Origin of the sequence: Burkholderia sp. AU17457 (assembly GCF_002223255.1) — a bacterium.
Taxonomy (GTDB): Bacteria; Pseudomonadota; Gammaproteobacteria; order Burkholderiales; family Burkholderiaceae; genus Burkholderia; species Burkholderia sola.
This window is the reverse complement of record NZ_NKFB01000004.1, coordinates 290,142-315,072: the sequence shown is the minus strand read 5'-3', so window position 1 is coordinate 315,072 and position 24,931 is coordinate 290,142. Positions and strand designations below refer to the sequence as shown.

At 66.9% G+C, this 24,931-nt stretch carries 27 protein-coding genes; 17 read left to right on the top strand and 10 right to left on the bottom strand.

Going from position 1 to position 24,931, the window contains the following annotated elements; all coding sequences use genetic code 11:
* Positions 1–61: 61 nt before the first annotated feature.
* Positions 62–1,054, bottom strand: coding sequence for a bifunctional riboflavin kinase/FAD synthetase (locus CFB49_RS13760; RefSeq protein ID WP_069620432.1), 993 nt, complete (start codon positions 1,052–1,054; stop codon positions 62–64).
* Between the two features lie 123 nt (positions 1,055–1,177).
* Between CFB49_RS13760 and purN the strand changes: the two genes are divergently transcribed.
* The 6 genes from purN (at position 1,178) to nadC (ending at position 8,142) form a co-directional block, all read left to right on the top strand.
* On the top strand, positions 1,178–1,840 hold the full coding sequence (purN, locus tag CFB49_RS13755; RefSeq protein ID WP_069620431.1) for a phosphoribosylglycinamide formyltransferase: 663 nt from the start codon (positions 1,178–1,180) through the stop codon (positions 1,838–1,840).
* Positions 1,837–3,102 carry an RsmB/NOP family class I SAM-dependent RNA methyltransferase gene (locus CFB49_RS13750; RefSeq protein WP_089435504.1) on the top strand — a complete coding sequence of 422 codons (1,266 nt, stop codon included), beginning with the start codon at positions 1,837–1,839 and terminating at the stop codon, positions 3,100–3,102. Before purN ends, CFB49_RS13750 begins: the two co-directional genes overlap by 4 nt.
* An 18-nt stretch (positions 3,103–3,120) precedes the next feature.
* On the top strand, positions 3,121–4,503 hold the full coding sequence (locus tag CFB49_RS13745) for a mechanosensitive ion channel family protein (RefSeq protein WP_089491582.1): 1,383 nt from the start codon (positions 3,121–3,123) through the stop codon (positions 4,501–4,503).
* Positions 4,504–4,718: 215 nt separating this feature from the next.
* On the top strand, positions 4,719–5,915 hold the full coding sequence (locus CFB49_RS13740; protein ID WP_069620428.1) for a DesA family fatty acid desaturase: 1,197 nt from the start codon (positions 4,719–4,721) through the stop codon (positions 5,913–5,915).
* A gap of 212 nt (positions 5,916–6,127) precedes the next feature.
* On the top strand, positions 6,128–7,264 hold the full coding sequence (nadA, locus tag CFB49_RS13735) for a quinolinate synthase NadA (protein ID WP_089491836.1): 1,137 nt from the start codon (positions 6,128–6,130) through the stop codon (positions 7,262–7,264).
* Positions 7,261–8,142 (top strand): carboxylating nicotinate-nucleotide diphosphorylase, encoded by an 882-nt coding sequence (gene nadC / locus CFB49_RS13730; protein ID WP_089491581.1) that lies wholly within the window; start codon positions 7,261–7,263, stop codon positions 8,140–8,142. The genes nadA and nadC overlap by 4 nt, the downstream gene beginning before the upstream one ends.
* A gap of 97 nt (positions 8,143–8,239) precedes the next feature.
* On the opposite strand, the gene nadB is transcribed toward nadC, so the two are convergent.
* The 4 genes from nadB to radC all read right to left on the bottom strand — a co-directional run bounded on the left by nadB (position 8,240) and on the right by radC (position 11,416).
* Positions 8,240–9,826 (bottom strand): L-aspartate oxidase, encoded by a 1,587-nt coding sequence (gene nadB / locus CFB49_RS13725; RefSeq protein WP_089491580.1) that lies wholly within the window; start codon positions 9,824–9,826, stop codon positions 8,240–8,242.
* A gap of 160 nt (positions 9,827–9,986) precedes the next feature.
* The gene (gene rpmG, locus CFB49_RS13720; protein WP_006478046.1) at positions 9,987–10,154 is read right to left on the bottom strand and encodes a 50S ribosomal protein L33; all 168 of its coding nucleotides are present in this window, start codon (positions 10,152–10,154) and stop codon (positions 9,987–9,989) included.
* A 17-nt stretch (positions 10,155–10,171) separates the two neighbouring features.
* Positions 10,172–10,405, bottom strand: a complete 234-nt coding sequence (gene rpmB, locus CFB49_RS13715) for a 50S ribosomal protein L28 (protein ID WP_004186391.1) — start codon at positions 10,403–10,405, stop codon at positions 10,172–10,174.
* Between the two features lie 237 nt (positions 10,406–10,642).
* Positions 10,643–11,416: a RadC family protein gene (gene radC, locus CFB49_RS13710; RefSeq protein ID WP_069620425.1), complete on the bottom strand. Its 774-nt coding sequence runs from the start codon at positions 11,414–11,416 to the stop codon at positions 10,643–10,645.
* Between the two features lie 135 nt (positions 11,417–11,551).
* Here radC and CFB49_RS13705 point away from each other — a divergent pair, with 135 nt between their 5' ends.
* The 8 genes from CFB49_RS13705 to CFB49_RS13670 all read left to right on the top strand — a co-directional run bounded on the left by CFB49_RS13705 (position 11,552) and on the right by CFB49_RS13670 (position 18,695).
* Positions 11,552–12,007, top strand: coding sequence for an FKBP-type peptidyl-prolyl cis-trans isomerase (locus tag CFB49_RS13705; protein WP_034186308.1), 456 nt, complete (start codon positions 11,552–11,554; stop codon positions 12,005–12,007).
* Between the two features lie 2 nt (positions 12,008–12,009).
* Entirely contained in the window at positions 12,010–12,990 is a 981-nt protein-coding gene (gene ispH, locus CFB49_RS13700) for a 4-hydroxy-3-methylbut-2-enyl diphosphate reductase (RefSeq protein ID WP_006488968.1), read from the top strand.
* 268 nt (positions 12,991–13,258) lie between these two features.
* Positions 13,259–13,903 (top strand): amino acid-binding protein, encoded by a 645-nt coding sequence (locus tag CFB49_RS13695; RefSeq protein ID WP_069620424.1) that lies wholly within the window; start codon positions 13,259–13,261, stop codon positions 13,901–13,903.
* Positions 13,904–14,114: 211 nt separating this feature from the next.
* Positions 14,115–15,065, top strand: coding sequence for a branched-chain amino acid ABC transporter permease (locus CFB49_RS13690; protein WP_021160758.1), 951 nt, complete (start codon positions 14,115–14,117; stop codon positions 15,063–15,065).
* 19 nt (positions 15,066–15,084) lie between these two features.
* On the top strand, positions 15,085–16,254 hold the full coding sequence (locus tag CFB49_RS13685) for an ABC transporter permease subunit (protein WP_069620423.1): 1,170 nt from the start codon (positions 15,085–15,087) through the stop codon (positions 16,252–16,254).
* A gap of 23 nt (positions 16,255–16,277) precedes the next feature.
* Positions 16,278–17,054, top strand: a complete 777-nt coding sequence (locus CFB49_RS13680; protein ID WP_050017531.1) for an ABC transporter ATP-binding protein — start codon at positions 16,278–16,280, stop codon at positions 17,052–17,054.
* Positions 17,054–17,770, top strand: coding sequence for an ABC transporter ATP-binding protein (locus CFB49_RS13675; protein WP_050017530.1), 717 nt, complete (start codon positions 17,054–17,056; stop codon positions 17,768–17,770). The genes CFB49_RS13680 and CFB49_RS13675 overlap by 1 nt, the downstream gene beginning before the upstream one ends.
* Before the next feature lie 253 nt (positions 17,771–18,023).
* Complete coding sequence (locus tag CFB49_RS13670; RefSeq protein WP_089491579.1) at positions 18,024–18,695, top strand: DUF2278 family protein; 672 nt, start codon at positions 18,024–18,026, stop codon at positions 18,693–18,695.
* A 23-nt stretch (positions 18,696–18,718) separates the two neighbouring features.
* On the opposite strand, the gene CFB49_RS13665 is transcribed toward CFB49_RS13670, so the two are convergent.
* The 3 genes from CFB49_RS13665 to CFB49_RS13655 form a co-directional block, all read right to left on the bottom strand.
* Complete coding sequence (locus tag CFB49_RS13665; protein WP_089491578.1) at positions 18,719–19,174, bottom strand: GNAT family acetyltransferase; 456 nt, start codon at positions 19,172–19,174, stop codon at positions 18,719–18,721.
* 13 nt (positions 19,175–19,187) lie between these two features.
* Positions 19,188–20,372, bottom strand: a complete 1,185-nt coding sequence (locus CFB49_RS13660) for an acetylornithine transaminase (RefSeq protein WP_089491577.1) — start codon at positions 20,370–20,372, stop codon at positions 19,188–19,190.
* 294 nt (positions 20,373–20,666) lie between these two features.
* Complete coding sequence (locus tag CFB49_RS13655; protein WP_089491576.1) at positions 20,667–21,698, bottom strand: CDP-6-deoxy-delta-3,4-glucoseen reductase; 1,032 nt, start codon at positions 21,696–21,698, stop codon at positions 20,667–20,669.
* A gap of 107 nt (positions 21,699–21,805) precedes the next feature.
* Here CFB49_RS13655 and CFB49_RS13650 point away from each other — a divergent pair, with 107 nt between their 5' ends.
* Positions 21,806–22,843 (top strand): NAD-dependent epimerase/dehydratase family protein, encoded by a 1,038-nt coding sequence (locus CFB49_RS13650; protein ID WP_089491575.1) that lies wholly within the window; start codon positions 21,806–21,808, stop codon positions 22,841–22,843.
* On the opposite strand, the gene CFB49_RS13645 is transcribed toward CFB49_RS13650, so the two are convergent.
* Positions 22,826–23,014: a hypothetical protein gene (locus CFB49_RS13645; RefSeq protein ID WP_011546000.1), complete on the bottom strand. Its 189-nt coding sequence runs from the start codon at positions 23,012–23,014 to the stop codon at positions 22,826–22,828. The two genes, CFB49_RS13650 and CFB49_RS13645, sit on opposite strands and share 18 nt — an antisense overlap.
* Positions 23,015–23,120: 106 nt before the next feature.
* Positions 23,121–23,837, bottom strand: coding sequence for a 16S rRNA pseudouridine(516) synthase (locus CFB49_RS13640; RefSeq protein ID WP_069620417.1), 717 nt, complete (start codon positions 23,835–23,837; stop codon positions 23,121–23,123).
* Positions 23,838–23,951: 114 nt separating this feature from the next.
* Here CFB49_RS13640 and copC point away from each other — a divergent pair, with 114 nt between their 5' ends.
* Both copC and CFB49_RS13630 read left to right on the top strand, forming a co-directional pair.
* Positions 23,952–24,326 carry a copper homeostasis periplasmic binding protein CopC gene (gene copC / locus CFB49_RS13635; RefSeq protein WP_089491574.1) on the top strand — a complete coding sequence of 125 codons (375 nt, stop codon included), beginning with the start codon at positions 23,952–23,954 and terminating at the stop codon, positions 24,324–24,326.
* A gap of 67 nt (positions 24,327–24,393) precedes the next feature.
* The gene (locus CFB49_RS13630) at positions 24,394–24,894 is read left to right on the top strand and encodes a DinB family protein (RefSeq protein ID WP_089491573.1); all 501 of its coding nucleotides are present in this window, start codon (positions 24,394–24,396) and stop codon (positions 24,892–24,894) included.
* Positions 24,895–24,931: the final 37 nt, after the last annotated feature.

Below are 24,931 nucleotides of genomic sequence, written 5' to 3'. Positions count from 1 at the left end.
AATCGGGTAGGCGCGCGACAGGGCGGCGCGAGGGGTGCGGCGCGCGGCGCCGCCGTCCGGATCAGCTAATTCGGTCGGTGGCCGACGTCGCGAAGCCCGTCGCGCGGCTGCCCGGCGCGCGGTCGCGCTCGATGAAGTACGCGCGCGCGTTCGCGACGTCCAGCGCGATCGCGCGCGACAGCGCCTCGAGATCGTCGAACTTCGCCTCGTCGCGCAGCTTCTTCAGGAATTCGACGCGGATCAGCTTGCCGTATGCATCGCCGTGCCAGTCGAGCAGGTGGACTTCGAGCAGCACGCGGCCCGAATCGTCGACGGTCGGGCGCAGCCCGAGGCTCGCGACGCCCGGCAGCGGCTCGGGGCCGAGGCCGTGCACCTGCACGACGAAGATGCCCGCGAGCGCCGGCCGCTTGTGCGCGATCGGCAGGTTCAGCGTCGGGAAGCCGAGGTCGCGGCCGAGCTTGAGCCCGTGCGCGACGTGGCCGCTGATCGCGTAGCCGTGGCCGAGCGCCTGCGCGGCCGCGTCCAGATCGCCCGCGGCGAGCGCCGCGCGCACGCCGGAGCTGGAAATGCGCGTGCCGTCGCTGCCGGCCACCGTGCCCATCTGCTCGACCTCGAAGCCGTGCTGTTCGCCGGCCGCCTTCAGCGTGTCGAAGGTGCCCGCGCGCTTCGCGCCGTAGCAGAAATCGTCACCGACCATCATCCAGCGCGCGTGCAGCCCGTTCACCAGCGTGCGCTCGACGAACGCCTGCGGCGACTGGCTCGCGAAGGTGTGGTTGAAGTGCTCGACGACGACGCGGTCGACCCCGTGGTCGCGCAACGCTTCCAGCTTGTCGCGCAGCATCGCGATGCGCGGCGGCGCGCCGGCCGGGTTGAAGAATTCGCGCGGGTGCGGCTCGAACGTCATCACGCACACGGGCAGGCCGCGCGCGTCCGCTGCCGCGCGCACGCGCGCGAGCAGGGCCTGGTGGCCGCGATGGACACCGTCGAAGTTGCCGATCGTCAGCGCGCACGGGGCGCGGCTCTCGGCGTTGGGCAGGCCGCGGAAGACTTTCACGATAGCGGATGCAGCGTCGGGGGAATGGGCGGTGGGATGCCGCAAAGCAGAAGATTATAAACGTTCGGGCGGCCCGACGGCCGAGAAGGCGGGAAACGCGAGGGCGAATGGTAAAATTCGCGGATGAAAAAACTCGTGATCCTGATTTCCGGTCGCGGCAGCAACATGGAGGCCATCGTTCGCGCGTGCGCGCAGGAACGCTGGCCGGCCGAGATTGCCGCCGTGATCGCCAACCGGCCGGATGCGGCCGGGCTGGCTTTTGCCGCGTCGCACGGCGTGGCGACGGCGGTGGTCGACCACCGGTCGTTCGACGGCCGCGACAGCTTCGACGCGGCGCTTGCCGCCGAGATCGACCGTTTCGCGCCCGATCTCGTCGTGCTTGCCGGCTTCATGCGCATCCTCACGCCCGCATTCGTCAGACGATACGAAGGCCGGCTGCTGAACATCCATCCGTCGCTGCTGCCGAGCTTCAAGGGCATCCACACGCATCAGCAGGCGCTGGATGCCGGCGTCGCGCTGCATGGCGCGAGCGTGCATTTCGTTATTCCCGAGCTCGACAGCGGCGCGATCGTCGCGCAGGGCGCGGTGCCCGTGCGCGCCGGCGACGACGCGGCCGCGCTCGCGCGGCGCGTGCTGACGGTCGAGCATGTGCTGTATCCGCGCGCGGTGCGCTGGTTCGTCGAGGGGCGGTTGCGCCTCGAGAACGGCCGTGCAGTGGTGGCGCCCGAAGAAGCGCGCTGGATTTTCGCGGATCAACCGCATACCGAAACGAGTGAGGGCGTATGAAGCTGCACGGATTCCTGATCGGCCAGACCGAGACTTTGCTGGCCGAGGTGCTGAAGTTCGCCGGCCCCGCCGACGCGACGACAAGCCGGTTCTTCCGCGCGCACCCGAAGCTCGGGCATGCCGAGCGCGGCGTGATCGCCGAGGCCGTGTTCGCGGTGCTGCGCCGGAAGATGGAGTTCTCGCATCTGGCCGAGAGCGGCACCGGCACGCCCGCGCGGCGCCTCACGCTGCTCGGCCTGATGCAGACGATGGGGCGCAATGCGCTGAAGCCGTTCCTGTCCGACACCGAGTCCGCGTGGCTCGAGCACGTGTCTAAGATCGATCCGGCGAGCCTGCCCGTGCGGATTCGCACGAACCTGCCCGACTGGATTCACCAGGCGCTGTCGGCCCGTTTCGACGCCGACGAGCTCGCGCAGCTCGCCGCCGCGCTGAACTACCCGGCGCCGCTCGACCTGCGCGCCAACGCGCAGAAGGCGAGCCGCGACCAGGTGATCGAAGCGTTGCGCGTGAGCGGCATCGACGCGGGCGCGACACCGTTCGCGCCGTTCGGCGTGCGCGTGGTCGGCAAGCCGGCGCTGACGCGCCTGAAGCTGTTCGAGGAAGGCGCGATCGAGGTGCAGGACGAAGGCAGCCAGCTGCTGTGCTCGCTGGTCGCGCCGCGGCGCGGCGAGATGGTCGTCGATTTCTGCGCGGGCGCGGGCGGCAAGACGCTCGCGCTCGGCGCGATGATGCGCTCGACCGGGCGCCTCTATGCATTCGACATCTCGGAGAAGCGCCTTGCGAAGCTGAAGCCGCGCCTCGCGCGCAGCGGGCTGTCGAACGTGAACCCGGTGCTGATCGACAGCGAGCACGACGCGAAGATCAAGCGGCTCGCCGGCAAGATCGACCGCGTGCTGGTCGACGCGCCGTGCAGCGGCCTCGGCACGCTGCGCCGCAATCCGGATCTGAAGTGGCGCCAGACGCGTACGGCGATCGACGAGCTGACGCCGAAGCAGGCGTCGATCCTCGCGAGCGCCGCGCGGCTCGTGAAGAAGGGCGGCCGGCTCGTCTACGCGACCTGCAGCGTGCTCGACGCCGAGAACGAACGCATCGTCGAGCAGTTCCTCGCCGATCACCCCGAGTTCGTGCTGGTGCCGGCGCAGCAGGTGCTGGCCGACCAGCGCATCGAGCTCGAGACGGGCGACTACCTGTCGCTGTGGCCGCACCGTCATGCGACCGACGGCTTCTTCGCCGCGGTGCTCGAACGCCGCGCCGCGCCGTAACGACTGCCCGGACGGACGATGGAGAATCTGCAGAGCCGCCTGCTGTCGCACCGGCTGGCATCGGTGATTCGCGATTTCCACCAGCCGGTGATGATCTGGCAGGCGGCGATCCTCGTCGGTGCGCTGTGCTTCGCCTGGGTGGCCGCGCGCTTCGTGCACGGCCGCATCGATGCACGGCGGCGGGCGGCCGGGCGCGCGCCGGGCGCGGGCGCGCAGAGCCTGAAGCGTGCGCTGTTTCCGCTGTTCGGCAGCGTGTTCGTCGGCGGCGCGCAGCTCGCGTTCGAACCGTTCATGTCGACGTCGCTGCTGTCGCTCGCGCTCGTGCCGCTGTTCGGCATCGGACTGATCTACGTGCTGTTCTTCTTCGCGCGGCGCGTGTTCGCACGCGACGGCCATACGCACGCGTGGCTGTCGATCGTCGAGAAGATCGTGTCGACCGTCGTGTGGGCCGCGATGGTGATGACCGTGCTCGGCATCCAGCGCGACGTGCTTGGCTGGCTCGACAGCGTGCAGTTCCGGGTCGCGACCGCGCACCTCACGCTGCTGTCGGTGATCTCCGGCGCGCTGTGGGTGTGCGTGACGCTGATGGTCGCGATGTGGCTCGGCTCGGTGCTCGAGGATCGCCTGTCGCGCGCAAGCACGCTCGACGCGAACCTCAAGGTCGTGCTGTCGCGGGTCGGCCGCGCGCTGCTCGTGTTCGCGGCGATCCTGATCGGGCTGTCGCTCGTCGGCATCGACGTGACGGTGCTCGGTGTGTTCGGCGGCGCGGTGGGCGTCGGCCTGGGTTTCGGGCTGCAGAAGATCGCGAGCAACTACGTATCGGGCTTCATCATCCTGCTCGACCGCTCGTTGCGGCTCGGTGATGCGATCAGCGTCGGCGGGCTGCAGGGCGTCGTCACGCAGATCCGCACGCGCTACACGGTCGTGCGCGGCCTCGACGGCAACGAGACGCTGATTCCGAACGAGAAGCTGATCACCGACGTCGTGCAGAACCAGTCGTCGTACCTGACGCGCGGCTATGCGAAGGTCGCGGTGCAGGTCGCGTACACGAGCGACGTCGAGCGGGCGCTCGCGTTGCTCTCCGACGCCGCGATGGACGTGCCGCGCGTGCTGGCCGACCCCGCGCCGACCCCGTACCTCGTGAGCTTCGGCGCGGACGGGATCGATCTGGAGCTCGGTTTCTGGATCGAGGATTCGGCGAAAGGCACGTCGGGCGTGCGCTCGAGCGTGAACCGCAACATCTGGCGGCTGTTCAGCGAGCACGGGATCTCGATTCCGTTCCCGCAGCGCGAAGTGCGCGTGGTTGGGCTCCCGGACGGCTTTCCCGCGGCGGGCGCGGCGGCCGGGCTCGAGCCGGCGGCGGCCAACGGTGCGCGGGACGGGCACGCGCCGGCGGCGTAGCGGGCGCGGGCGGTCAATCGTACCGATTCCGCGGTCGAAACCGGATCGCGGGCCTTTCCCAGTCCGCGCATGGACCGCGCGGATTGCGTCAGGGCAAGAAAATATTCATTTTTTACAAAGACTTGGAACGGTTGAAGTAAAATTCCGGTCTACACGCGGTATGCTTTCATTCTTCTGACGCCAGCGTGGCGTCGCTCTCATCACGGGTAACTGCCTTGTTGAATTCCCTGCTCGATTTTCTTTCCCACGGGCTCCTGCATTTTTCGTGGTGGCAAGTCGCGTTGTTCGCGCTCGCCGTCACGCACGTCACGATCATCGGCGTGACCGTCTACCTGCACCGCTGCCAGGCGCACCGCGCGCTGGAGCTGCATCCGATCGCGAGCCACTTCTTCCGCTTCTGGCTGTGGATGACCACCGGCATGCTGACCGGCCAGTGGGCCGCGATTCACCGCAAGCACCACGCGAAGTGCGAGACCGAGGAAGATCCGCACAGCCCGCAGACGCGCGGCATCTGGAAGGTGTTCCTCGAAGGCGCCGAGCTGTACCGCGCGGAAGCGAAGAACGAAGAGACGATGCGCAAGTTCAGCCACGGCACGCCGAACGACTGGCTCGAGCGCAATGTGTACTCGAAGTACCCGATTCTCGGCATCAGCATGATGATGGTGATCGACGTCGCGCTGTTCGGCGTGCTCGGCCTGACCGTGTGGGCCGTGCAGATGGTCTGGATTCCGTTCTGGGCCGCGGGCGTCGTGAACGGCTTCGGTCACTTCTGGGGCTATCGCAACTTCAACTCGGCCGATGCGAGCACGAACCTGTTCCCGTGGGGCATCGTGATTGGCGGCGAGGAACTGCACAACAACCACCACACGTTCGCGACGTCGGCGAAGCTGTCGAACAAGTGGTACGAGTTCGACATCGGCTGGATGTACATCCGCATCATGTCGGCATTCGGTCTCGCGAAGGTGAAGAAGGTCGCGCCGACGCCGCGCCTGAACAAGCCGAAGACGGTGCTCGATCAGGAAACGCTGCAGGCCGTGCTGTCGAACCGCTACGAAGTGATGGCGCGCTACGGCAAGGCCGTGAAGCGCGCGTACCGTCAGGAGCTCGCGCACCTGAAGGAGCTCGGGTCGAGCGAGAAGTACCAGCTGATGCGCAGCGCGCGCAAGTGGTTCCACAAGGACGCCGACGGCCTCGACGAGCCGCAGAAGAAGCTGCTGCCGGAAATCTTCGCGAACAGCCAGAAGCTGCATACGTACTTCCAGCTGCGCCAGGATCTGGCCGCGATCTGGGATCGTTCGACCGCGTCGCGCGAACAGCTTCTCGCGCAATTGCAGGATTGGTGCCATCGCGCCGAACAAAGCGGCATCAAGGCGCTGCAGGAATTCGCGACACGCCTGCGTCGCTACGCCTGATTCGAAATCGATTAGAATCTCAGGACGTCACAAACCCCGCGTTGGCGGGGTTTTTTCATTTGGGCCGCCGGTTTTTGACGGATCGGCGGCGCCGGGATTGGTATGAGGCTTGGGGCCGGCGTCGGTGCTGAAGCACTCACTCCGGCCGACCGCGTAGCATGGGGCATGAGTAAGCGCTGAAGCGCTAACTCCTGCCGACAGGAGATATGGAGATGCAATCGACGATCAAACCCGTCGAGTACGACCGGCCCGTCGCAGCAGGGACCGTGTGCGGCGTCGGACAGGCGTGGGCCAAGGTGCCCGACGCGCCGTCCGCCGAGGAGCGCGCTGCGCTGAAGGCACGCATCAAGGCGTTGCTCGCCCGTGAAAAGGCCGTGCTCGTCGCCCACTACTACGTGGATGCCGAGCTGCAGGAACTGGCCGACGAAACGGGCGGCTGTGTGGCCGATTCGCTCGAAATGGCCCGCTTCGGCCGCGACCACGACGCGCAGACGCTCGTCGTCGCCGGCGTGCGCTTCATGGGCGAAACCGCGAAAATCCTGAGCCCGAACAAACGGATCCTGATGCCCGATCTCGACGCGACCTGTTCGCTCGACCTCGGCTGCCCGGTCGACGAATTCTCGGCGTTCTGCGATGCGCATCCGGACCGCACCGTCGTCGTCTACGCGAACACCAGCGCGGCCGTGAAGGCGCGTGCGGACTGGATGGTCACGTCGTCGATCGGCCTCGAGATCGTCGCCGACCTGCATGCGCGCGGCGAAAAGATCATCTGGGCGCCGGACCGCCATCTGGGCAGCTATATCCAGAAGAAGACCGGTGCCGACATGCTGCTGTGGCAGGGCTCGTGCCTCGTCCACGACGAATTCAAGGGCATCGAGCTCGACCTGTTGCGCGCCGAATATCCGGACGCGAAGGTGCTCGTGCATCCCGAATCGCCGGAAAACGTCGTGGCGCAGGCCGATGTCGTCGGTTCGACCACGCAACTGATCGACGCGGCCGTCAAGTTCGACGCGAAGCGCTTCATCGTCGCGACCGATCTCGGCATCCTGCACAAGATGCAGCTTGCCGCGCCCGGCAAGACCTTCATCGCCGCGCCGACGGCCGGCAACAGCGCGACGTGCAAGAGCTGCGCGCACTGCCCGTGGATGGCGATGAACGGCCTCGCGAACCTCGCCGATGTGCTCGAGCGCGGGCACAACGAGATCTTCGTCGATCCGGCGATCGGCGAGCGCGCGCGTTTGCCGATCGACCGGATGCTCGAATTCGCGGCTGCGCACAAGAAGCGCGTGCAGGCGAGCGGCGACCTGCAGCGCGACCAGCAGCTGTTCGCGAACGTGGGGGCGGCATGAGCAACGCCGTATCCCCGCTGTTCGACGCCGTCCGTGCCCAATACGGTGCGGCATTCGACGACGCGATCGCGCGCAACGTGGCCGATGCGATCGCCGAAGACGTCGGCCCCGGCGACCAGACCGGGCGGCTCGTGCCGGCCGGCGAGCGCCGCCGCGCGCGGATCATCGTGCGCGAGGAAGCGGTGCTGTGCGGCGTGCCGTGGTTCGAGGGCGTGATCGCCCGGATCGATCCGTCGATCGTCGTGCAATGGCGCTATCGCGAAGGCGACCGGATGACGCCGGATTCGACCGTATGCGAACTCGAAGGGCCGGCGCGCGCGCTGCTGACGGCCGAGCGCAACGGGCTGAACTTCCTGCAGTTGCTGTCGGGTGTGGCGACCGCGACGCGCCGTTACGTCGATCGCGTCGAAGGCACGCGCGCGAAGATTCTCGACACGCGCAAGACGCTGCCGGGGCTGCGGCTCGCGCAGAAGTACGCGGTGCGCGTGGGCGGCGGCGAGAACCAGCGTCTCGCGCTGTACGACGGCATCCTGATCAAGGAGAATCACATCGCGGCGGCAGGCGGAGTCGGCGAGGCGCTCGATGCGGCGTTCGCGCTGGAGTCGGGCGTGCCGGTGCAGGTCGAAGTCGAGACGCTCGCGCAACTCGACACGGCACTCGCGCATCGCGCGCAGTCGGTGCTGCTCGACAACTTCACGCTCGACATGATGCGCGAAGCGGTGCGCGTGACCGCGGGCAAGGCCGCGCTCGAAGTCTCGGGCGGCGTCAATTTCGATACGGTGCGCGCGTTCGCGGAGACGGGCGTTGATCGCATCTCGATCGGCGCGCTGACGAAGGACGTGCGGGCGACGGACTATTCGATGCGGATCGTCGACTGACCGAACGGCGTTCGTCAGACAAAAAAGCCGTTGGCGCGCAAACGCCAACGGCTTTTTTCTCGGGCTGCGGTCGCCGCCGGGAAGGGCGGCGCGCCGCTCAGCGGCGCGAGCGCGGCGTGAGCACGCTCGGCAGCGCTTTCGGCAGCGTATGTGGCCAGTCGCGGCTGTAGTGCAGTCCGCGGCTTTCGCGGCGCGAGTACGCGCTCTTCACGATCAGCGTGGCCACGTCGACGAGGTTGCGCAGTTCGAGCAGATCGCGCGTCACGCGGAAATTCGCGTAGTACTCGTGGATCTCGTCGCGCAGCAGCGACAGCCGGTGTTTCGCGCGCTCGAGGCGCTTGTCGGTGCGCACGATGCCGACGTAGTTCCACATCAGGCGGCGCAGTTCGTCCCAGTTGTGGGCTACGACGACTTCCTCGTCCGCATCCGACACGCGGCTTTCGTCCCATGCGGGCAGTGCGGTGGGCGTTTGGGCGTCGAAGCCGACCGCTTCGATCGCCTCGGCCGCCGCCCGGCCGATCACGAGGCATTCGAGCAGCGAGTTGCTCGCGAGCCGGTTCGCGCCGTGCAGCCCCGTGTACGACGTTTCGCCGACCGCATACAGGCCGGCGAGATCCGTGCGCCCCGCGAGATCGGTGACGACGCCGCCACACGTATAGTGCGCGGCCGGCACGACGGGGATCGGCTGTTTCGCGATGTCGATGCCGAATTCGAGGCAGCGCGCATGAATCGTCGGGAAATGTTCGCGCAGGAACGCTTCCGGCTGATGGCTGATGTCGAGATACACGCAGTCGATCCCGCGCTTCTTGATCTCGAAATCGATCGCGCGTGCGACGATGTCGCGCGGCGCGAGCTCGGCGCGCGGATCGTGCGCGGGCATGAAGCGCGTGCCGTCGGGCAGCTTCAGCAGGCCGCCTTCGCCGCGCACGGCTTCCGAAATCAGGAACGACTTCGCGTACGGATGGAACAGGCAGGTCGGATGGAACTGGATGAATTCCATGTTCGACACGCGGCAGCCTGCCCGCCATGCCATCGCGATGCCGTCGCCGGTCGCGGTGTCGGGGTTGGTCGTGTACAGGTAGACCTTGCCGGCGCCGCCGGTGGCGAGCACCGTATGCGGCGCCTCGATCGTGATCGTGCGGTCGTTGTCGACGTCGAGCGCATACAGGCCGTGACAGCGGCGGCCGGGCAGGCCGAGCCGGTCCGACGTGATCAGGTCGATCGCGTGGTGGTTTTCGAAGAACGTGATGTTCGGATGCTGGCGCGCGCGCTCCGACAGCGTCGCGAGCACCGCATGGCCGGTCGCATCGGCCGCATGGATGATCCGGCGGTGACTGTGGCCGCCTTCGCGCGTCAGGTGAAAGCCGAGTTCGGCCGCGTCGTCCTTCGTGAACGGCACGCCTTGCGAGATCAGCCATTCGATTGCTTCGCGGCCGTGCTCGACGATGTAGCGCGTCGCGCCTTCATCGCACAGCCCGCCACCGGCGACCAGCGTGTCGTCGACGTGGTTCTCGATGCTGTCCGCCGAGTCGAGGACCGCCGCGATGCCGCCCTGCGCGTGATCGCTTGCCCCCTCCATCATCGAACGTTTCGCGATCAGCGCGACACGTCGCGTGCTGGCCAGGTTGAGTGCGACCGACAGCCCTGCCAGGCCGCTGCCGACGATCGCCACGTCGAATTTCATGCTGCATCTCCATCGTTACGCTTTTTGATGTTGCGTTCCGCCGGTCGTCGCCGCGGAAAGGGGAGAGCATACCGCGTCGGGCGCGAGCGCGCGCGCCAAAACAAAAAGCCCCGCGGGTGCGGGGCTTTTCGGTCGCCGTCAGGCTGGCAGAAACCGGAGATTACTTGATCTTGGTTTCTTTGTATTCCACATGCTTGCGGACGACGGGATCGAACTTCTTGATCGCCATCTTTTCCGGCATGTTGCGCTTGTTCTTCGTGGTCGTGTAGAAGTGACCCGTACCAGCGGTCGACTCAAGCTTGATCTTGTCGCGGGCGCCTTTTGCCATGATTCTGCTCCTTGGGCTTAGGCTTCGCCGCGTGCGCGCAGGTCAGCGAGCACGGAATCGATGCCGTTCTTGTCGATCAGGCGCAGGCCGGCGTTCGAGACGCGCAGACGCACCCAGCGGTTTTCGCTCTCAACCCAGAACCGGCGGTTTTGCAGGTTCGGGAGGAAGCGACGCTTCGTCTTGTTGTTGGCGTGGGAAACGTTGTTGCCGCTCATCGGCGCTTTCCCAGTTACTTGGCATACGCGTGCCATGAGAGCACTCCTAATACGCTAAATTCGGGGTTCGATCGCCGGTGAAGGTTCCATCGCACCGCCACGTGATCCATGGCTGCACTCAGAACGCCGTAGCCCTTGCAGACAAGGCCCTTCGATGGCTAGAACTGGTTGGAAAAAAGACAGACGGCGATTCTAGCAGAAAAAGTTCAGAAAAATCAAACCTAATTTCGCTCCGCCGTTGCGGCGCCCTGGGATGGGCCGCCGCGCCACAGTCTACAGCCAACCGGCCCGCGCGAACGAGAAAGTATCGCTGACGCCGACGACGACGTGATCGAGCAGCCGCACGTCGACGAGCTCGAGCGCGTCCTTCAGCACGCGGGTCAGGCGGCGGTCTTCCGCGCTCGGCTGCACCGCGCCCGACGGATGGTTGTGCGCGACGATCAGCGCCGCGGCGTTCTGTTTCATCGCCTGGCGCACGATCTCGCGTGGGTAGACGGCCATGCGCGTGAGCGAGCCGCGCGCGATTTCCTCGATGTCGATCATGCGGTTGCGGGCGTCCAGGTAGACCGCGACGAACACTTCGTGCGGGAGCGTGCCGATCTTCATGCGCAGGCAATCCTCGACGGCGCCGGGCGAATCGATCTGCATGCCGTCCCGTGCCTTCTCCTCCAGCATGCGTCGCGCGATCTCGGTGACCGCGACCAGCCGCGCGGAGCGCGCGGGGCCGATGCCGGGGTGCGCCTCGAAATCGTCGGCGCCCGCTTCGAGCAAGCCGCGCAGCGACTTGTATTGACCGATCAGTTCGCGGGCGATGACGAAGACGTCGTGACCGGGCTTGCCGGTGCCGAGCAGCAGTGCGATCAGCTCGTCGTCGGTCAGCGCGGCCGGCCCGCGCTCCAGCAGCCGTTCGCGCGGCCGCTCGGGCCGCCAGTCGGCCGGGCGGCGCTTGCGCCGGTGGATCGGGATGACGCGGGCAGGCGAATCGGCCGGCGCGTCGGCGGTGTCGCGGCATTCGGCCGACGGCAGGATGAGGCAGGGTGACGGCATGGTCTGAACTCCATTGGCGGCGGGCGGCGTGCGCAACGTCGTCGCACTTTCCGCCTTGCACGCTCAGGTGACTTACAATATTGGCTTTGCGCCGGGCCATTCGGCCGTAGCGGGCGCCGACCGAACGAGTAATTCATGAGCCTCATCGATCTATCCGAAGTGAAGCCCGGTTCCCACGTCACGTTGCATTACCGGCTCGCACTGGCCGACGGCGCCGATATCGTCAACACCTTCTCGGACAAGCCGGCCACGCTGTTGCTGGGCGCGGGGCAACTGGCGCCGTCGCTGGAACAGATTCTGCTCGGGCTCCGGGTCGGCGACCACTCGACTTTTCAGCTAGCCCCCGAGCAGGGGTTCGGTCCCCGCAATCCCGACATGCTCCAGCGCGTGACGCTGTCGACGCTGCGCGAGAACGGGATGGTCGGCGACGATTTCACGCCGGGCGAACTCATCGAGTTCAACGCACCGGATGGCGGTCGCTATGCGGGGGTGCTGAAGGAAGTCGGCGAGACGTCGGCGCTGTTCGACTTCAACCATCCGCTCGCGGGCCAGGCGCTCACGTTCGAAGTGAAAATCATCGGAATCCTGTAATCATGAGTACCACCGATACGCTGTCCGGGCAGACCGTCGCCGCCGACGCCGAAATCCTGCTGGCCCAGCCGCGCGGTTTCTGCGCGGGCGTCGACCGCGCAATCGAGATCGTCGAGCGCGCCATCGCGATGCACGGCGCGCCGATCTACGTGCGTCACGAAATCGTCCACAACAAGTACGTGGTCGAGGATCTGAAGAAGAAGGGCGCGATCTTCGTCGAGGAACTCGAGGAAGTGCCGGCCGGCAACACCGTGATCTTCAGTGCGCACGGCGTGTCGAAAGCCGTGCGCGACGAGGCCGACGTGCGCGGCCTGCGCATTTACGACGCAACCTGTCCGCTCGTCACGAAGGTGCACGTCGAAGTGGCGAAGATGCGCCAGGACGGCGTCGACATCGTCATGATCGGGCACAAGGGCCATCCCGAAGTCGAAGGCACGATGGGCCAGGTCGAGCGCGGCATGCACCTCGTCGAAAGCGTCGAGGACGTGCAGAAGCTCGAGCTCGCCGATCCCGAACGCATCGCGCTCGTCACGCAGACGACGCTGTCCGTCGACGATGCGGCCGAGATCATCGGCGCGCTGAAGGCGAAGTATCCGAAGATCCGCGAGCCGAAGAAGCAGGACATCTGCTACGCGACGCAGAACCGCCAGGACGCGGTCAAGTTCATGGCGCCGCAATGCGATGTCGTGATCGTGGTCGGCAGCCCGAACAGCTCGAATTCGAGCCGGCTGCGCGAAGTGGCTGAAAAGCGCGGCGTGGCCGCGTACATGGTCGATGCGCCGGACCAGATCGATCCGGCATGGGTCGCCGGCAAGCGCCGTATCGGCGTGACGGCCGGCGCGTCGGCCCCCGAGGTGCTCGCCCAGGCCGTGATCGCGCGGCTGCGCGAACTCGGCGTGCGCAACGTCCGCGCCCTCGACGGCATCGAGGAAAACGTGTCGTTTCCGCTGCCGCGCGGGTTGAACCTGCCGCCCGCCGCCTGATTGCCGCATCGCACCCTGCGGAACACCGAAGCGCGCCCTCGCGGCGCGCTTTTTTGTGCCTCGAAATTCATATCGCAACCATTATTCCCAGCGATGGTGCAACCCGGTTGCTCCCGGCTCGCGCAATCGTGTCTCAAAATTGGTTGCAATGCAGGAAAACCCCATCGAATCAGGAATATTGGCGGCCTATAAATGGAGTTACAATGCGCCCGTTTTCAAGCCGGAATGGCTTTGAAACGGGTTTTGGCAAGGCGCGGGAGACCATTCAATGCATGTGAAGTTGGCTTACGCCGTGTCCGTCGCCGCACCGGTTGCAATGCTTGCCGGCTGCAGCAAAAAGAGCGACGACGGGGCGGGCAGGGCGGCTGCGGGGTTCGCGGCACCATCGGCCAGCGGCGTGCGCGCCGCCGGCACCCGACGGGCGGCGCCATCGGCGCGCCGTATCACGCAACTGGGCAGGGACAAGGAAAACGGGGCACGTTTGACGATCGAGGAAATCAACGCGCTTGGACCGGCGACCGGTCCGGCAGCGGGCATGCCGGCGGCATCGCGGCAAGCCGCCGGTCGACGGGTGCCGCACGATCGCGGTGTTGCCGGCAGCGTGCCCAGGCCACAGTCCCCCCTTCAATTCGATTCGACGAAACAGCGCGCCGCCGCGACCGACCGTGTCGTGGCGCGCAGTCTGGTTCGTACGATGGATTCCGATGCAGTCCTGACGACAGTCGGGCGCGGCCGTCGCAACGCCTTGACGGGCGATGCGGCGCGGAATCCGATCCGTCCTGGCGCGATGCTTGCATGGCACCGGACGGGCCAAGGCACGGATGCCGGGAAACCGGACGACGGCCGTCTCGGCATGCTGCCCCACGACTTCAAGGAGGCCACGAACACCGTCCTCGATGTCGTGACGATTTAGCGACGGGACTCATGACGGCACCGGAACAGTGCGGTGCCGTTTTTGTATCCGCTCCGGCGGCAGGTCCGGCCGTACAGGCCGGGCGGCGCGCGCCGGGACGATCCACCCTTACCGGTATCGACTAGTACCCGCAGTGTCGCCGAGAAGGCGCGATTCCTCGCTTACCCGCGGGGCGCAACGTCCTCCGGCAGCACGGGCCAAGGAGCTTTAAATGGATATTTTCGTCCAGCAGGTTCTCAACGGGCTGGTGCTCGGCAGTGTGTACGCCATCATCGCGTTGGGATACACGATGGTGTACGGCATTCTCGGCATCATCAACTTCGCGCACGGCGACGTGCTGATGATCGGCGCGATGGTCGCGCTGTCGGCCATCACCGTGCTGCAGAACCACTTTCCCGGACTCGGCAACGTCGCGACGCTGACGATCGGCCTGGGCATCGCCGCGGTCGTCTGTGCGTTCGTCGGCTTCACGATCGAGCGCGTCGCGTACCGGCCGCTGCGCCGCGCGCCGCGCCTCGCGCCGCTGATCACAGCGATCGGCGTGTCGATCCTGCTGCAGACGGCTGCGATGATCATCTGGTCGCGCAACCCGCTGCCGTTCCCGCAATTGCTGCCGACCGACCCGATCAACGTGATCAAGGCCACCGACACGACGCCCGGCGCCGTGATCTCGGTCACCGAAATCGTGATCATCGCGGTCGCGTTCCTCGTGATGGGCGGCCTGCTGCTGCTCGTGCACAAGACCAAGCTCGGCCGCGCGATGCGCGCGATCGCCGAAAGCCCGAATACGGCGAGCCTGATGGGCGTGAACCCGAACTTCGTGATCTCGGCGACGTTCATGATCGGCTCGGCGCTCGCCGCGCTGGCCGGCGTGATGATCGCGTCCGAATACGGCAACGTGCACTTCTACATGGGCTTCATCCCCGGCATGAAGGCGTTCACGGCCGCGGTGCTCGGCGGGATCGGCAACCTCGGCGGCGCGATGGTCGGCGGCGTGCTGCTCGGCCTGATCGAGCAGCTCGGGGCCGGCTACATCGGCAACCTCACGGGCGGCGTATTCGGCAGTAACTACCAGGACGTGTTCGCCTTCGTCGTGCTGATCATCGTGCTGGTGTTCCGTCCGTCGGGCTTGCTGGGCGAACGTGTCGCGGACCGCGCGTAACGGAAGGGGAGCAAACAACATGACATCCATTCAACCGATCGAATCGTCGACGTCGCTCGTCGAAGAGCGCAACACCGCCAAGACCGTCGTCATCGGCCTTCTGACCGCGGTCCTCGTGATCGCCGCGCCGATCGTGATCGGCTCGGCCGGCGGCAACTACTGGGTCCGCGTGCTCGACTTCGCGATGCTGTACGTGATGCTCGCGCTGGGCCTGAACGTGGTGGTCGGCTTCGCCGGCCTGCTCGACCTCGGCTACATCGCGTTCTACGCGGTGGGCGCGTACACGGCGGCGCTCCTGAGCTCGCCGCACCTGACCTCGCAGTTCGAGTGGATCGCGGCGCTCGCGCCGAACGGGCTGCACGTGCCGTTCCTGATCATCGTGCCGATCGCGATGGCGCTCGCGGCGACCTTCGGGATCCTGCTCGGCGCGCCGACGCTGCGCCTGCGCGGCGACTACCTGGCGATCGTCACGCTGGGCTTCGGTGAAATCGTCCGGATCTTCATGAACAACCTCGACCGTCCGGTGAACATCACCAACGGCCCGAAGGGGATCACGGGCATCGATCCGGTGCACGTCGGCGGCTTCAACCTGTCGCAGACGCATACGCTGTTCGGCTTCCAGCTGCCGTCGGTGTACATGTACTACTACCTGTTCGTGCTCTGCTCGCTGCTGGTGATCTGGGTGTGTACGCGTCTGCAGCACTCGCGTATCGGCCGCGCGTGGGCCGCGATCCGCGAAGACGAGATCGCCGCGAAGGCAATGGGCATCAACACCCGTAACGTGAAGCTGCTCGCGTTCGCGATGGGTGCGTCGTTCGGCGGCCTGTCGGGCTCGATGTTCGGCGCGTTCCAGGGCTTCGTGTCGCCCGAGTCGTTCACGTTCTGGGAATCGATCGTCGTGCTCGCGTGCGTGGTGCTCGGTGGCATGGGCCACATCCCGGGCGTGATCCTGGGTGCGGTGCTGCTCGCGATCTTCCCGGAATTCCTGCGTTCGACGATGAGCCCGCTGCAGCATGCGCTGTTCGGTCATGACATCGTCGATACGGAAGTGATTCGTCAGGCGCTGTACGGCCTCGCGATGGTGATCATCATGCTGTATCGCTCGGAAGGCCTGTGGCCCGCGCCGAAGCATGAGGACAAGATCGCGAAACTGGCGAAGCGCAACAGCAAGAAGCCGGTGCGCGCCTAACCTACGGACAAGGGGATAAACACATGAGCGACAAGCAAATCCGACTGTCCGTCTCGGGCGTGAACAAGCGCTTCGGCGGGCTGCAGGCATTGTCCGACGTCGGCCTGCAGATCAAGGAAGGCGAGATCTACGGTCTGATCGGCCCGAACGGCGCCGGCAAGACCACGTTCTTCAACGTGATCACGGGCCTCTACACGCCGGACTCCGGCGACTTCAAGCTGGACGGCACGAACTACACGCCGACGGCCGTGCACCAAGTGGCCAAGGCCGGCATCGCGCGTACGTTCCAGAACATCCGCCTGTTCGGCGGGATGACCGCGCTCGAGAACGTGATGGTGGGCCGCCACGTGCGCACCAAGCACGGGCTGCTCGGCGCGGTGTTCCAGACGCCGGCCGAACGCCAGGAAGAGCGCGAGATCAAGGAGCGCGCGATCGAGCTGCTCGACTACGTCGGCGTGCTGCAGTACGCCGACTACACGTCGCGCAACCTGTCGTACGGTCACCAGCGTCGCCTGGAAATCGCCCGTGCATTGGCGACCGACCCGAAGCTGCTCGCGCTCGACGAGCCGGCAGCCGGGATGAACGCGACCGAGAAGGTCGAACTCACGCGCCTGCTCGACAAGATCCGTTCGGACGGCCGCACGATCCTGCTGATCGAGCACGACGTGAAGCTCGTGATGGGGCTGTGCAACCGGATGACGGTGCTCGATTACGGCAAGGTGATCGCCGAGGGTCTGCCGCAGGACGTGCAGAAGAATCCGAAGGTGATTGAGGCATATCTCGGCGCAGGGGTGCACTGATGGCAGCGGCAATGTTGAAAATCAAGGGCTTGCAGGTCAACTACGGCGGCATCCAGGCCGTCAAGGGCGTTGACATGGAAGTCCGCCAGGGCGAGCTCGTGACGCTGATCGGCGCGAACGGCGCCGGCAAGACCACGACGATGAAGGCGATCACCGGCCTGAAGCCGTATTCGGCGGGCGACATCGAGTACGACGGCAAGTCGATCAAGGGCGTGCCGTCGCACGAGCTGCTCAAGCGCGGCCTCGCGATGGTGCCGGAAGGCCGCGGGATCTTCGCGCGGATGTCGATCATCGAGAACATGCAGATGGGCGCGTACCTGCGCAACGACAACGACCAGATCAAGAAGGACGTCGACCGGATGTTCGGCTTCTTCCCGCGCCTGAAGGAACGGGCGACGCAGCTCGCGGGCACGCTGTCGGGCGGCGAGCAGCAGATGCTGGCGATGTCGCGCGCGATTCTGTCGAAGCCGAAGCTGCTGCTGCTCGACGAGCCGTCGATGGGGTTGTCGCCGATCATGGTCGAGAAGATCTTCGAAGTGGTGCGCGAGATCTCGAAGGAAGGCATCACGGTGCTGCTGGTCGAGCAGAACGCACGCCTCGCGCTGCAGGCAGCCGACCGCGGCTACGTGATGGATTCGGGCACGGTCACGATGGAAGGCGACGCGAAGCAGATGCTCGACGATCCGAAGGTGCGCGCCGCGTATCTGGGCGAGTAAGCGATCGAACGAGTCCGGTTGCGCACGTCGCACCCGGGCTGTCGAAAAACCGTCACGGGAAACCGTGACGGTTTTTTTTCGTATGGGGCGATTCGCGTCGAACTCCGCGCGCGCAGGCGGCTCCATTCGATTGTTGCGCCGCGCGTGCGGCTGGCGTGCCGGTCGCCCGCAGCCGGTCGCCCGTGGGCGGGGCCCGCAAACCGACACACGGGCCACGTAGCATCGATCCCCCATCGGCACCTGGAGAACACGCATGAGTCTGGACTACGGTTTCGTGAAGGCGAAGGTGAAGTCGGTGGCGAAGCCGAAGGGTTCGCCGCACGGCAGCGAGATCCAGTATCACGTTCACCTGACGCTGGCGCTGCCGGCGGGAGACTGGGACGTCGCGATCAACGTTGGCACCAACGACGCGGACGACTTGCTGAACTACAAGCTCGTCTACGATTTCCATCATCCGGTCACGCAGACGCTGGCCGCCGCGGCCGAAGGCTACACGGACCTGACCGGGCAAACGGCGTTGCCCGCGCTCGACTATCTGCGCAGCGACGTCCTGAACGACACGGGGGCATGGCGCGCGAGTGCGGTGATGGACGGCACCGAGCATCCGGAGCCGATCCCGTCGCTGCTGCGGCTCGTGAACGCCGCGCAGTCGCAGGGTCTCGACGTCGTCGTATTCGGCCGCACCTATGCGCAAGGCAACGGCATCCACGACACGCACATGAATCAGGGCTCGACGGGCCCGAACTACCTGCATCGCGCGGGCGACGACCACAACGATCACAACGACGTGTGGCAGGACGGCGCGCTGCTCGTGCGCGTGAGCGACACGCAGTGGGCCGCGTATTTCGCGGCGTTCGAGCAGCAGGCCGTGCCGACCGACGCGCTCGGCAATCCGCTGCCGGGCGCCGGGCCGATCACGCGCTGAGCCGCGTGGCGGCCGGCGGCGCTTTACGCGACCGGCAGCGTCTTGCCGAACGAGATGCGTTCCTCGACGCGATAGCCGAGCGCCGCGTAGAAGCGGCATGCATCGTCGTTGCCGGGCAGCACCTGCAGGTTGATCTTCATGCAGCCGCGCGCGGCGAGCGCGCGTTCCGCATGCGCGATCAGCGCGCGGCCGACGCCGAGCCGGCGCGCGCCGTTCGCGACGCCGAACGAGTAGAGCCAGCCGCGATGTCCGTCGAAACCGGCCATCAGCGTGCCGACGACGCGCGTGCCGCTGGTCGCGACGAAGAACAGTTCCGGTTGCGTCGCGAGCTTCAGCTCGATCGATCGCAGCGGATCGCGGTGCGGCGGCGCACCGGCTTCGTCGTACTGCGGGAACGCGTCGCGCCAAACCGCGAGCACGGGATCGGTGTCGGCGCGTTCGAACGGGCGGATCGCGACAGCATCGGCGGCGGCATCCATCGCGGCGGTCTCCTTACAGCGTGTCGAGGATCGACCGCAGCATCGCCATCATCTGGTCGATTTCCTCGGTCGTGACGTTCAGCGCGGGCATGAAGCGCAGCAGGTTCGGCCGTGCGGCGTTCAGCAGCAGGCCGTCCGGCTGCATGTCGCGCGCCTTCTCGACGATCTGCGGGCCGATGTCCTTGCCGAGCAGCAGCGCGCGCAGCAGGCCTTCGCCGCGTTCGCCCTCGAAACCGCGTTCCTCCGACAGCTCGAGCAGCTTGCGCTTCAGATACTCGCTGCGCGCACGCACGCCTTCGAGGAAGCCGGGTGCGACGAGCTGCGAGATCACCGAATAGCCGACCGCCGTCATCAGCGGGTTGCCGTTGTACGTGCCGCCCTGGTCGCCGGCTTCGAACACCGAGACATCGGCCTTCGACAGCAGCGCGCCGAGCGGGGCGCCGCCGCCGATGCCCTTCGCGAGCGTCATCACGTCCGGCTCGATGCCGGACAGCTCGTACGCGAACAGCGTGCCCGCGCGGCCGCAACCGCTCTGCACTTCGTCGACGATCAGCAGCAGGTCGTGCTGCTTCGTCAGCGCGCGCAGCGCCTGCATGAATTCACGCGTGGCCGGGATCACGCCGCCTTCGCCCTGGATCGGCTCGAGCATCACGGCGACGGTCTTGTCGGTGATCAGCTTCTCGACCGACTCGATGTTGTTCAGCTCGGCCTTCGGGAAGCCCGGCACCTGCGGCGCGTAGATCGTGTCCCAGCCCGGCTTGCCGCTGGCCGACATCGTCGCGAGCGTGCGGCCGTGGAAGCTGTGGTCGAACGTGATGATCTCGTACGCGCCGTTCTTGAACTTGCGGCCCCACTTGCGCGCGAGCTTGATCGCGCCTTCGTTCGCCTCGGCGCCGCTGTTCGTGAAAAACACCTTGTCGAACACGCTGTGCTGCGTGAGCAGGCCCGCGAGCTTCGCCATCGGCTCGTTGTAGAACGCGGGCGACGGGTTCAGCAGCTTGTCGGCCTGGGTCTTCAGCGCTTCGACGATGCCGTCGTTGCAGTGGCCGAGGCTGTTGACGGCCCAGCCCTGGATGAAGTCCAGATAGCGCTTGCCCGTGTGATCGTAGAGCCACGAACCCTTGCCGTGCGTAAACACGATGTCGGGGCGGTTCGTGATGTACATCAGCGAGTCGATCGGATAATCGTTCAGGGGCATGGCAGCAGACTCCAGCGGGCGTTGAAAGGGAAACGGGCAATAAAAAAGCCACGGAAGGCCGTGGCTGGTGGGTCGAACAGCTTGTGCGTAACCGGTGAAGCGGAGGAGGGTTACGCGCGAGTCCGTGACGAGCCGGCGGCATCCGGGCGGAGCGGCGAGCGGCGACGTCGGAGAGCGGACAGGAAGCGGTTCATGTGCGCAAGCATAAGGCATCCCGCGCCCCACTGTAAACCGCCGCGATGCCACGGATGTGACACGGCGGCGCGCAGCGGGGCGCGCGGGCGCGCCCGCCGCTCAGACCGGGTGCGCGAGGTCGGCGGCGCTCGTGAACGAGTCCGCGTAGAACTCGTCGGCCGGCAGCGCGTGGTGCTGCGTGAAGTCGCGCTGCGCGGATTCGACCATCACCGGCGCGCCGCACGCGTAGACCTGATGGCCGGACAGATCGGGCAGGTCCTCGATCACCGCACGGTGGACGAAGCCCGTGCGGCCCGTCCACTGGTCGGCGTCGTCCGGCTCGGAGAGCACCGGCACGTACTTGAAGTTCGGGAGCTCGCGCGCCCATTGCTCGGCGAGTTCGGCGAGATAGATGTCCTTCTTGCGGCGCGCGCCCCAGTAGAGCGTCATCGGACGCGTGATACCCGAGTGCTTCACGTGCTCGATGATCGCCTTGATCGGCGCGAAGCCGGTGCCCGACGCGAGCAGCACGATCGGCTTGTCGGAATCCTCGCGCAGGAAGAACGTGCCGAGCGGGCCTTCGAAGCGCAGGATGTCGCGCTCCTTCATCGCGCCGAATACGTGGTCGGTGAACTTGCCGCCCGGCATGTGGCGGATGTGCAGCTCGATCGGGCCTTCCTCGTGCGGCGCGTTCGCCATCGAATAGCTGCGGCGCGAGCCGTCCTTCAGGATGAACTCGACGTACTGGCCCGCGAGGTACTGCAGGCGTTCGTTCGCCGGCAACTGCAGCTTCACGACCATCACGTCGTCCGCCTTGCGTTCGAGCGCCGCGATCCGGCACGGCAGCTTCTTCACCTGTACGCCGTCGACGCCGGCGATTTCGCGCACGTCGATCTCGAGATCGCATTGCGCGGTCGAGCAGCACAGCAGCGCGAGGCCGCGCGTGCGTTCGTCGTTGGACAGCGCCGACGCGGCGTGCGGGCCCTGTTCGATCTGGCCCGACACGATTTGGCCCTTGCAGGAGCCGCACGCGCCGTTCTTGCAGCCGTACGGCAGATGGACGTTCTGGCGCAGCGCGGCCGCCAGCACGGTTTCATCCGACTCGACCTGGAATTGCCGGCCGCTTTGCTTGAGAGTGACGTTGAATGCCATAGAACCAAACTAAAACAAAATGGGGGGACCGTGCATGTCGCGCACGGCAGCTACAATGCAAAACCGTTGCGCGTCGCGCAACGGCGGCTACTGATCTCGCAACCCACATGATCGCGACACGAATCCTGCGCCGGCCGCGCGTACTGATCGTCGGCTGCGGCGACGTCGGCATGCGCTGCGTCGCGCAATGGCGTGACGCGCGCCCCGACCTGCGCATCGTCGCGTTGACGAGCCACCCGGCTCGCCGCGACGAACTGCGCGCCGCGGGCGCGACACCGATCGTCGGCGACCTCGATCGCCGGGCGACGCTCGGCCGTCTCGCCGGCCTTGCCCGCACGATCCTGCATCTCGCGCCGCCGCCATCCGACGGCCGCGACGACCGGCGCACGCGTGCGCTGATCGCCGCAACGTCCATGCCCGCGCGTCGGCCGGCGGTACCGCCGGCATCGGCGGTCGGCCGGCTCCGAACGCTGCGCAGCGCGGCGCGACAGGCCGGCGCGTCCGTTCGGGCAGCGCGTATTGTACCCGAGGGTCTTCGCGCGCCGACGCTGGTCTACGCCAGCACGACGGGCGTCTACGGCGACTGCGGCGGCGCGCGCATCGACGAAACGCACCCGCTGCGCCCCGCGAACCCGCGCGCGTTCCGGCGCGTGTCGGCCGAGCGCCAACTGCGTGCGGCGACGGTGCGCGGCGTGCTGTCCGCGCGCATCGTGCGCATTCCCGGCATCTATGCGGCGAACCGTCTGCCGGTCGCGCGGCTCGAGCGCGGCACGCCGGCGCTCGAACCGGCCGACGACGTCTACACGAACCACATCCACGCGGACGATCTCGCGGCGATCCTGCGCCGTGCGGCCGAGCGCGGCAAGCCGGCGCGCGCCGTGCACGCGTCGGACGATACCGAACTGCGGATGGGAGAGTATTTCGACCGGGTCGCGCAGGCGCTCGGCCTGCCGAAGCCGCCGCGCGTCAGCCGCGCGGACGCGGAGCGCGTGCTCGAACCGACGCTGCTGTCGTTCATGCGCGAGTCGCGGCGCCTGTCCAACGCACGGCTCAAGGCCGAATTGTGCGTGACCTTGCGCTATCCGACCGTAGACGATTTCCTTCAAACGCTCGCGCCGGGCGGCGCGTCAGGTGAGCGCCGGTAACGCCTCGATCAGCAGGAAGCACAGCAGCGCACCGATCAGCGCGCCGATCAGGTTCGGATGATATTTGTGCTTCAGATGCATCGTGGCCAGCAGGCCGCCGATCACGATGACGCCGATGACCGCGAATGCGATCATCACGGACGACAGTTCGAAAGAATGGTTGATGTTCATGATGTCTCCCCCTGCATCGCCGCTCTTGCAGCTTGTGATTTCAGTATAGCGGGGGAACCTGCGGCCGAGAGGCCGCCAGGCACCGAACGGTCGTGCGGATTTTCCCTTACAGGGTTTGGACGGGATTGCGCAGCATTGAAAGGTCGGCTTCGTCGAGCCACCGCCACGCACCCGGCGCGAGGTCGGCCGGCAGCGCGAAGCCGCCGATGCTTTCGCGGTGCAGCAACTCGACGCGGTTGCTCGCCGCGGCGACCATTCGCTTGACCTGGTGGTACTTGCCTTCGAGCACGGTCAGCGCGAGCGTGTGCGTGTCGCGCGCGTCGGCGGCGACGGCCGCGATCGGCTTCGGCTCGCCATGCAGTTGCACGCCGGTGCGCAGCGCGTGCAGTTGCGCATCGTCGAGCGGGTGGCGCACGGTCGCGACGTAGGTCTTCGGCACCTTGCGCTTCGGCGACGTGTACGCGTGCACGAACTGGCCGTCGTCGGACAGCAGCAACAGGCCGGTCGTGTCCTGGTCGAGCCGGCCGACGCACTGCACGCCGCGCGCGACGAGCGGCGCGGGCAACAGGCTGAACACGCTCGCATGGTGCTGCGGATCGCGCGAACACTCGTAGCCGGCCGGCTTGTTGAGCGCGAGATACGCGCGCGCATGGAACGGCCATGCCGTATCGTCGACCGAGAACACGAGGCCGTCGGTGTCGAAGGTGGCGTCCGGGTCCGGCGCGGCGGCGCCCGCGACGGCGACGCGGCCCGCTTCGATCAGGCCGCGGCACTGGCGGCGCGAGCCGAAGCCCTGGGTGTAGAGAATGCTTTCGAGATCCATAGCGCGCGCATTCTATCAAGCGCCGGCGCATGGCCGGCAGGAACGCGCATGCGCTGGTAAGCTGCCGGAACGCCGCGCGGCGCGCGGCGCCCGTTCATTCTTCGTGGGCAGTCCATGCGTTTCGATTCATTCCCGTTCGGCCGCCACGCGGCCGCCGTCATCGTCGCCGCGACCGTTTCGTCGACCGCGTTCGCGCACGCGCATCTCGCAACGAGCGACCCGGCGGCAGGCGCCGCGCTGGCCACCGCACCGGCCGCCGTCACGATCGACTTCACCGAGCCGCTGGAGCCGGCATTCAGCTCGATCGTCGTCGTCGACGGTGACGGCAAGACAGTGTCGAACGACCGCGCGCGCATCGACGCATCGAACCGCAAGCGGATGACGGTGTCGCTCGCGGCGCTCGGCACGGGTGCGTACACGGTGAAGTGGGTAGCCGTCGCGACCGACGGGCATCGCACGCAGGGCGCATACGGCTTCAGCGTGAAGTGACGCAACGGCGGCGGCAGGCCCGTGCCAGGGTTGCCGCGCGCCTTTATCCGACAGGGAGTTTCCCCGCATGAATCCGACGACGCTCGACGCACTCGCCGATTTCCCCCGTCAGCTCGAAGCGCATTTCGCGGCCGTGCCCGACGGCTATGCGCGCTGGACGCCCGACGACTGGGCCGGCATGCCGAGCGAGCACTTCTCGCCGCTCGGGCAGCTCTGCCACGTGCGCGACATCGAGATCGACGGCTATCACGTGCGGCTGCGTCGCATGCTCGACGAAGATCACCCGCTGCTCGTGTCGATCGACGGCGACGCGCTCGCGATCGAACGGCGCTACGACGACGCGTATGCGTCCGAAGTGCTCGCGGCGATTCGCGACGCGCGGCGCGAGACGCTGGCGCGGCTGTCGCGCGTCACGCCGGAACAGTTCGAACGTACCGGCGAGTTCGACGGCTATGGTTCGCTGACCGTGCGCGGGCTCGTCCACTACCTGTGCAGTCACGACCAGCAGCATCTGGCCGGCATGCAGTGGCTGCTCGGCAAGATCGACGCGGCGCTGTACGCGCGCTGAGCCGGCCGGCGGCCGCGCCGCAATCGGTCGCGGAACC